The 8143-nt window shown below is 43.0% G+C and carries 10 protein-coding genes and 1 tRNA gene; 7 read left to right on the top strand and 4 right to left on the bottom strand.

Annotated elements, in window-relative coordinates:
* The first annotated feature begins 257 nt into the window (after window positions 1–257).
* The 3 genes from MHO32_RS24815 (at window position 258) to MHO32_RS24805 (ending at window position 2646) form a co-directional block, all read left to right on the top strand.
* A complete protein-coding gene (locus MHO32_RS24815) occupies window positions 258–1268 on the top strand; it encodes a DUF2804 domain-containing protein (protein ID WP_005452273.1) in 1011 nt (336 codons plus the stop codon).
* A 9-nt stretch (window positions 1269–1277) separates the two neighbouring features.
* Window positions 1278–2135, top strand: coding sequence for a sterol desaturase family protein (locus MHO32_RS24810; RefSeq protein WP_005452272.1), 858 nt, complete (start codon window positions 1278–1280; stop codon window positions 2133–2135).
* A gap of 103 nt (window positions 2136–2238) precedes the next feature.
* Window positions 2239–2646, top strand: coding sequence for a hypothetical protein (locus tag MHO32_RS24805; RefSeq protein WP_239214780.1), 408 nt, complete (start codon window positions 2239–2241; stop codon window positions 2644–2646).
* A gap of 182 nt (window positions 2647–2828) precedes the next feature.
* Here MHO32_RS24805 and MHO32_RS24800 read toward each other — a convergent pair.
* A tRNA-Gly gene (locus MHO32_RS24800) sits at window positions 2829–2903 on the bottom strand.
* Between the two features lie 325 nt (window positions 2904–3228).
* Between MHO32_RS24800 and MHO32_RS24795 the strand changes: the two genes are divergently transcribed.
* The 3 genes from MHO32_RS24795 (at window position 3229) to MHO32_RS24785 (ending at window position 5020) form a co-directional block, all read left to right on the top strand.
* The gene (locus tag MHO32_RS24795) at window positions 3229–3747 is read left to right on the top strand and encodes a DUF4136 domain-containing protein (RefSeq protein WP_005452270.1); all 519 of its coding nucleotides are present in this window, start codon (window positions 3229–3231) and stop codon (window positions 3745–3747) included.
* 128 nt (window positions 3748–3875) lie between these two features.
* A complete protein-coding gene (locus tag MHO32_RS24790) occupies window positions 3876–4292 on the top strand; it encodes a hypothetical protein (RefSeq protein WP_239214777.1) in 417 nt (138 codons plus the stop codon).
* A 50-nt stretch (window positions 4293–4342) separates the two neighbouring features.
* Window positions 4343–5020 carry a DedA family protein gene (locus MHO32_RS24785; protein ID WP_005435728.1) on the top strand — a complete coding sequence of 226 codons (678 nt, stop codon included), beginning with the start codon at window positions 4343–4345 and terminating at the stop codon, window positions 5018–5020.
* An 85-nt stretch (window positions 5021–5105) separates the two neighbouring features.
* Here the strand turns inward: MHO32_RS24785 and MHO32_RS24780 are convergent, their stop codons facing one another.
* The 3 genes from MHO32_RS24780 to MHO32_RS24770 form a co-directional block, all read right to left on the bottom strand.
* Window positions 5106–5423, bottom strand: a complete 318-nt coding sequence (locus MHO32_RS24780) for a hypothetical protein (protein WP_005452266.1) — start codon at window positions 5421–5423, stop codon at window positions 5106–5108.
* Between the two features lie 94 nt (window positions 5424–5517).
* Window positions 5518–5925, bottom strand: a complete 408-nt coding sequence (locus tag MHO32_RS24775) for a hypothetical protein (RefSeq protein WP_336246191.1) — start codon at window positions 5923–5925, stop codon at window positions 5518–5520.
* A 210-nt stretch (window positions 5926–6135) separates the two neighbouring features.
* A complete protein-coding gene (locus MHO32_RS24770) occupies window positions 6136–6777 on the bottom strand; it encodes a murein L,D-transpeptidase catalytic domain family protein (RefSeq protein ID WP_005452264.1) in 642 nt (213 codons plus the stop codon).
* A 574-nt stretch (window positions 6778–7351) separates the two neighbouring features.
* On the opposite strand from MHO32_RS24770, the gene MHO32_RS24765 reads away from it, so the two are divergent.
* Window positions 7352–7789 carry an NUDIX hydrolase gene (locus MHO32_RS24765; RefSeq protein ID WP_017818684.1) on the top strand — a complete coding sequence of 146 codons (438 nt, stop codon included), beginning with the start codon at window positions 7352–7354 and terminating at the stop codon, window positions 7787–7789.
* The last annotated feature ends 354 nt before the right edge of the window (window positions 7790–8143 follow it).

Raw genomic sequence — 8143 nt, 5'->3', positions numbered from 1 at the left:
ATTCTTGATTTAGACCCACTAAACCTTTAAATCGCCGCCGCGTCTACAAACCAAGTCAGTCTCGCTGAACCTAGCATCTCGAGGTTACTTGGGTATAAAGCTCTAATTAACCGTTTAATAGTTTGAATATGGGTGACTGATTTCACATTTTGGTTCATTTTAAGTCGGTATGTGAACCAATGTTGTGCAGTGGCGCAAACTGTTTGTTGTTAAATTAATGTTAACATCGAATGGTGTGTCATTGATTAATAGCGAGCATGGATGTGCAAACGCCTTTGAATCCCTTTATTCAAGCGAATGGATTACCTCAATTTGGTCATTTAGCATCGATTCCCGAATCGCTTCAGTTGGATGCGTTTCAGTATCTTAATGAGATGGACCAGCCTGCATCGAGTTGGCGTAAACGATTCGACTATAAGCAGTTCCAGTTCATCTCGATCGTGACAGAGAAATACATCATTGGTGTCGCGATTGCTGATATTCGTTATTTGGCGTCTGGCTTTTGCTATGTGTTTGATATCGAAACTCATGAACTTGTCGAGCAGCAGTGGCTAAAGCCGCTCAATATGGGCTATCAAACACAACCTTCTAGTTGGAACAGCCAAGCCTATCTCGCTAGTGACACCATCCAGTTCAACATTGAAAATGGACTCTGGCATATACAGCTTTCAACAGACCTTATTCAAGCTGACTTAAGGTTAACGCCTGAGCTAGAAAGTTTGCCTTTGATGCTCTGCACGCCAACAGCATATTCGGGCTGGACCTACACTCAAAAACACAACGCGCTCGCTATACAAGGTCAAATGAGTGTGAAAGGGCAGCCACAAGATCTCACCAATGCAGTCGCTGGGTATGATTTCTCTGCTGGTTACATGCGCAGAGAGACCAGTTGGCGATGGGCGAGCATCAATCACCAAAGGGAAGGCAAACGGATAGGACTGAACCTTGCGGCTGGTGTGAATGAAACTGGGTATTGTGAAAACGTCATTTGGATTGATGGAGAACGCCACTTGATGCCGCCTGTACAGTTCGAGTTTTCTCGCATGCATCAAGAAGCGTCATGGCGAATTACCTCACAAGATAAGCGCATCGACTTGATCTTCAAGCCTAAAAATCAACGATCAGAGAAAAAGAACTTCTGGTTTTTGAAGAGTAACTTTCGTCAGTTTGTCGGTTACTTTTCTGGTTATTTGATTGATGACAATGGCATTAAACACGAACTCGATGAGGTGATGGGGCTCACCGAAGATCATTACGCAAAATGGTAGGAACGGACTATGGAATGGTCACAGATTACGGAACATCCTGATTTATTGTTGATGTTGCTCGCACCAATATTCTTTCTTTGTATTGCGGCAGAATATTGGTTTGGGCAACGTGGTGGTCGATTACCTGAGAGTGCGCGATATTACTTGCCAGAAGTCGTGTGTAACTTTGTATTGGCTGGGCTTCATCAAGCGACAGATATCTTAACAGGACTGCTGATCGCTAAACTGTATTTGTGGTGGTTTGGTTGGCGCTTGTTTGATATCGAGATGACGGTTTCTACCTTCCTGTTACTCATGGTCTTGCAAGATTTCTTCTATTATTGGTTCCACCGAGCAAGCCATCGTATCCGTTGGATGTGGGCAGCGCACGTGGTGCACCACAGTTCAGAGCGTATGAACTTCAGTACCGCATTTCGCCAAAGCCTGATGTACCCATTGGCAGGTATGTGGTTATTCTGGTTGCCACTGGTCATTATTGGATTTGATCCTAAATGGGTGGTGTTTGTTGTATTGCTCAATCTTGGTCTGCAATTCTTTGTTCATACTCAGTCGATTCGGTCCCTTGGCCCTTTGGAGTGGGTCTTCAATACACCATCCCATCACCGAGTTCATCATGGTGTGAATCGTCAATACATTGATAAAAATTACGCTGGTGTATTGATTATCTGGGATCGCATGTTCGGGACGTTCGAGCCTGAAGTAGAAACCGTCCGTTATGGCATCTCAAAGCCCGTTAACAGCTTTAATCCTATTACCGTGACGTTTGCAGAATGGAAAGACATGTTCAAAGAGGTGACCCGTCCCAATTTGTCTTGGCGTCAGCGCTGGCGGTGCTTGTTTGCTCCACCGTCCGATACAATTGAGTAACTGTTCTGAATGATTAACTAAACGCCATACCATTAATGCTTGACAGTGTTCGGTGATGTTGTTTTAATGCGTACGGTGTTTTGTAAGTTTTAAGGAACGGACGATGACATTTAATCGAGTTTTCTCAATTGTAACGATGACCGCCGCTATGCTCAGCTCTGAGTACGCATACGCAGCACCTGCTTTTAGTGCAGATCAGTTGTGTAAAGCAGGGTTGGCACTGGCTATTGATAAGCAGCCTCGCGGGATTAAATCAGCGGGAACATCGGGTCAACGTATTTTGCTGGCTTTGAAAAATGGCAAAAACGATTGGGATTACCGCTGCACGGTGAATCGTCAGAATCGTACGTTAAAGATTGATGCTAGGGACTTGAAGCGAAATGATAAATATCTCGCTCAAGCCATACGTTATCGCATCAATGAAGGGAAGCGATCGGTTGAGGTCACCATGAAGAAACGCGCTGGTGGCGGGCTGAAAAACGACACGTTCACGACACTTCAGTTGGATTAACCCCAAAGATATGGGGAACACAATAACGAAGACGCGCCCCTGCACTCTGCAGGGGCTTTTTTATGCCTGCAGTTAGAGGTAGCAAATACAGAGATCGATTACAGCCACAGCATGATAGCAATGAAGTACGAGTTTAAAGGGTATTTTAGGGAACTGATAAAAAAGTTAGCTTAGGGAAAGCTTGGAGCGGGCAGCGGGAATCGAACCCGCATCATCAGCTTGGAAGGCTGAGGTAATAGCCATTATACGATGCCCGCGCATCGATAGGACTCATTCAATATGCCAGATTGAGTGCAAAAGAAAAGTCTTTTTTGCTCAATAAGTTGCTTAGTGAGTAAATAAATACCGATTCGTTCAAAAAGCACACAGTACTGTTAGCAATATGTCGCTCTGAATACGATTTCACTCTCTTTCTCAACCAGTGTTTTACTCTGTTCTTAGTCTCTATTACGTCTTGAATTTGAACACTTGGCATTCATGGTCAAGACTAAATGTTGAAATGATTCAATATTTTCTCAGGTTCGTAAGATTAAACACCACAACTTGCCGAGAGACCGGCGCGATAGAGAGAGGAGAAAGAGTATGTGGAAAGGTTTATTGGCAACGTTGTTTGCTATCTCGGTGGTTGCTTGTACCACGGTAACCACTGATGTTGACAAGCAAGCGGATTTCTCATCCTACAAGACGTTTGATTTTGGTGAACAATCAGACACCCCAACCAGTTTGGATGCTCGTCGCATTGAGCAAGGGTTAGCAGCTCAACTGGAATCAAAAGGAATGTCGCGCGTGAAAAGCGGCGGTGATCTGTATGTGCACCACGACATTATCAAAGAATCGGAGATCGTATCTTCTGGTTCAAGTTTTAGTGTCGGTTACGGTTGGAACAGTTTTGGTGTGGTGACGTCCAGTCCTGAGCGTTACAAGGAGAAGAAGTACGGCAAATTGGTCGTTGAGCTTGTTGATACTAAAGCCAATCAAGTGGTGTGGAAGGGTGTTTCTAGCCGTAAGCTCACCGAGTCAATGAGTACTGAAAAGCGCGAAGAGTTGATCTCGGAAGAAGTCACGAAAATGTTTGAAAACTACCCTTATGGTAAAGAGTAAATTGAAGGTTAAATCATCGCCTAATCGCGCCAACAATCATTTGCAAAACGCTCTTTTTATTATCGATTAAGAATTTGAATTGCAAATTTGCACGCACGGAGTTACAACAGCGTATCGTTGTGGTTTAGGTGAATTCTGTGCGTGCTTACTTAGTCTCTGTATTAGGACTCTTTGTTGCGCTGATGGCTTTTGGATTGAGTCAGGCTTCACCGTCACCAAAAATCTCCTACGCCATCAGTTACACCTCTTCATTGATTGATGGTGAGGCGCATCTAGAGAAAGCACCGTTTTCTCCTTCACGTAAAGTCGTTGTGAGTTTATTCAGCCGCAATGCACTCCGCGTCAACCATTCCAATACGTCGCCAGATTCGGATGATTTCGATGTGCTGCCTGCACGTTGGCTAAATGACGTGCAGGATTTCAACAAACGCGAGTTTACTGACGTAGCGTTGCCTGTCATTCAAATTTTTTATTCGCACTCCAAATATCGGCTGGGGGCAGGGCAAGAGTCCAACCTGATCTATCGCTTTATTCATGCACGGTAATTCCTATTCATTAATTTTCGAAGTTTGATTGTGATGTTTAGGAGTTTGTTATGTTTGATTCAATTACGCAGGTGCTGTTTGCTTTGTGGCACCAGGATTTTACTGCACTGATGGCACCCGGTAGTGCAGGACTTATCTACTTTGTTGTGGGTGCGCTTATTTTTCTTGAGAGTGGTTTTATTCCTGCGGCGCCTTTCCCTTGTGACAGTGTTGTTGTGCTTTCTGGCACTTTAGCGGCGGTGGGTGTATTGGACCCAGTGATGATCATGTTAGTGATCGTAGTGAGTGCGGCAATGGGAAGCTGGGCTGCTTACCTACAAGGCAAATGGTTAAACCGTTTACCAAAGGTGCAGGGTTGGGTAAATGCAGTTCCCGCAAAACGCTTGGAGCAAGTTGACATGTTACTTGGTAAGCATGGCTTGATTGCATTGTTTTGTGCGCGCTTTATTCCGGTTGTGCGTTCTTTGCTGCCTTTAATGATGGGTTTGCGCGTTAATCGCGTGAGTAAGTTCCATTACTTCGCATGGTTGAGTGCGATTCTATGGACGCTGCTGCTGTGTGGTTTAGGCTTATTATTGCCTCTACTGCCAGAGAAGCTTAACAAGATTGTGACCATGGGATTGATGGCTGCACCGGTGATTACCCTGACCATTGCCATTATGAGCTTTGTATTGGTGAAGGTGCGTAAGGCTTGGAGTAAATCGAAAACCACGCCGCAATTGCCATAGTCTTATAAACCTGAAGCTCGAAAAGCAAAAAAGGCGCGATGACCGCGCCTTTTTGGTTCTCTACGTAAATTGAAATGAGCTGGAATCAGTAACCATTGTTATAAAGGTATTCGCCTGCTTCTTTGCACTCAGTTTTGTAGAGCTGTTCCATCTTGGTTTCATCCATGCCTTTTGCTTTGAATTCGGTCTCTGCCGAAGAAAGCTGGCTGAATGTGTACCCACGTTCTGCCATTAAGTAATGACGAAACATTGCACGGTGCTCAGGAACCGCTGTTCGGGCGTTAGAAGCATTGGCACACTCCATCAGAGCGCTGTTGCTCATTTCTTCTGGTTTTGCTGCGTGCGTAGTTGTTGTGAATAAAGTAATAAGCGCCAAAGTGGCAATAGTCGCGATTTTTTTCATAATCAGGATCTCGAGTTAATTCGGTGTTCAGATGAGATCATCCATGGCTGGTACTGACGGTTTCCATATTGTGTCAGTACAGTCAATGTGCGAGCTAAGCGTCGCGACTGTGTGCAAACACGTACAGTAAATTGGCTTGCTTCCATCTGGCTAGATGATACGAGCGACGGTATGCAAATACATCGGCAGCATCGGGTAATGGCGTTGCTTTGAGCGCTATGTCCAACAGTGATGGAGACAAAAACGCGACTAACAGGTGATAGTCGGGCGTTATATTTAGTGGTAAATCACCATCGTTACCGGATGTACGGCGACAAGGGAGTAAACCAAGCAAATCACGTTTTAGGTGACGAAAGTAACCGTCTGGACTCCAAGAGTCGCGAGTATTCCATACACGATAAGGCGCTTTTATTGCGTGATAATCGTATTGAGTGAGCTTATAAAGCTTTTCTGAATGCGTGTAGTGGAATTCTGAGGATGGCTGATTTTGCGCTGCAAGCATTTGCCCTGAGAACAGGGAGAGTGACAACAAAAGCAAAAGGCGAAATACGTGAACCAAAACTAACCCTAAAACACTATGGAATCGATATTCGTTTGCTGCCTGAAGGTGGCGCTTGCGTATACTAACGACTTGCTGAAAGGATGAACAGTTTTTTGTCGCATTAAAAAAGGGAGCGTATCAGCTCCCTTTTCAACATTAGGTCAAGAAACCTTAAGCGCTAGCGTAGATAACACTGCCACCTTTAATGGTGTCGATGATTTCTCGTGATAGCTTCTGTGGCAGAGCGGGGCAACCCCAACTGCGACCAAGATAACCATTCTTCTTAATAAAAGAAGGATTCGCGTAGTCTGCACCATGAACCACGATGTAACGCTCTCGTGCTTTATCGTTAACGCCGGATGTCAGTCCATCCAAGCGAAGTGAATAACCGTTAGAACCATAGTATGTGGTATCGGTTAAGAATGTTCCTAGAGAAGTTTTACGAGAGTTCACAACATTAGAAAACTTCGTTGCGGTCTTCTTGCCGCTGTTTACGCCGTGAGAGACATAAGTATTAAAAATGAGCTTCTTCTTGTCCAAGTCGACCACATAAAAGCGTTTTTCAGTAGATGGTTTACTGTAATCGATGATAGTCAAAAGTGGCTTTTTGCGGTCTGAGGTTTTCTTATAAGCTAAGAACGCATCATTGAATAAACTGAAGTCAATGACGCCTTCCAACTTGGCTTCTTTATATGTCTTTTCAACAAGTTGTTTAGTGGCTTTCGTTTCTGTCGCTTTGCCTGAATGATGAGCAAAGGCAAAAGGAGAAACTGCCAGCGATGTCCATATCAATAATAAAAATAGCTTTTTCATTTGTACTAAATAAAACTCTTGGTGCAACAAATTTAGCGATTGCTTCGTGCAGTCGTTAATACAGCATGTTCATCAATTTAACTCTATTCCCAATGTTGCTTATTATGCGTAGTGACGCCTATTACTCAAATATTTTTAGTATTTGGTAAAGACTATCCAACTAACTTACTGAATTTAATCAATATTGAGAGGTTAATTGATGACTTTAAAAATCTTCAGAACAAATACTAGCCGATTTGGCTAATTAATAAAACTGTGTTTACCAATATTTACTGAGATGGATACTCAATAAAACATCGTTTAATTATACTTTTAATAAAAATATTGTTTGAATTCAATGAACTTATTTCTAACTGGTCATTCGGCGAAAAGTTTTTAGACTGTGATCCTAGTCGTAACAAATCATGACTGAATAAAGGTGAATGTATTGATAGCTACTATGGGTTGCGGAGCATATTCAACCAAACGGCCAGCTAGATTGTTGTATATCGTCAACTTATCCGTGTTCACTGTTCACATCATCCAAACTTTTTATGTTAGCGTGCTATAAAACTGTTAGCAGAAGGCATTGAAGATGGAAGTTTATGAGTGTGTCTCATTTATCCTAGTTAAGGATGATGAAGTGTTATTAGAAACAAGATCGAAGGACAAGGACTCTGACCCAGGTATGATCGCGATACCCGGTGGGCACATGGAACAAGGCGAAAGTCAGTCCATGACATTGCTGAGAGAATTAGACGAGGAGCTAAACATCAGACCGCAAAGGTGCGGGTATTTGTGTTCTTTATATCACCCAACCACCGAACTTCAATTGCTTCATTATTATGTAGTCACTGATTGGGTGGGAGATATTCAGAGCCTAGAAGCAGAATCTGTCAATTGGTATCCAATAATAAATGCGCCTGTTGCTACGGAAGTGGATCGCATAGCTTTAAGTGAATATCAAAGATTAAAGCATGTATTAAAATCGGTATTTAATAATGACTTCTCAATAAATAATGTTTGTGGATAATCATAATATTTTTAATTAATGATTAAATGACGAGTACATTTGAAATAAAGTTTTTCTGATAAATAGTTTAAATGAATTGTATACCCAAGTGACTTCAAGATGCAGGATTCAGAGCATTGTCATTGATTCGAGTTCAAGGAAAACAACACCGTGTAATAGCCAGCTCTTTCCTAGTTGTTTGACGCAGCCATTGGTTTAATTAAAAAAGCGAGTCAAAGACACGCTCCCAAAGGGCACTCTTTGCAAATAGTAAGGGTCTTGGCTTGTATACTTTGTTGCCGATTCTTGATTTAGAGTGACTAGATCTTTAAATCGTCGCCGCGTCTACAAACCAAGTCATTCTCGCTGAACCTA

The organism is Vibrio sp. MMH1-50 (assembly GCF_022347645.1).
GTDB lineage: Bacteria > Pseudomonadota > Gammaproteobacteria > Enterobacterales > Vibrionaceae > Vibrio > Vibrio harveyi.
Note: the sequence above shows the minus strand (reverse complement) of the source record. Positions and strands in the feature narration are given on the sequence as shown.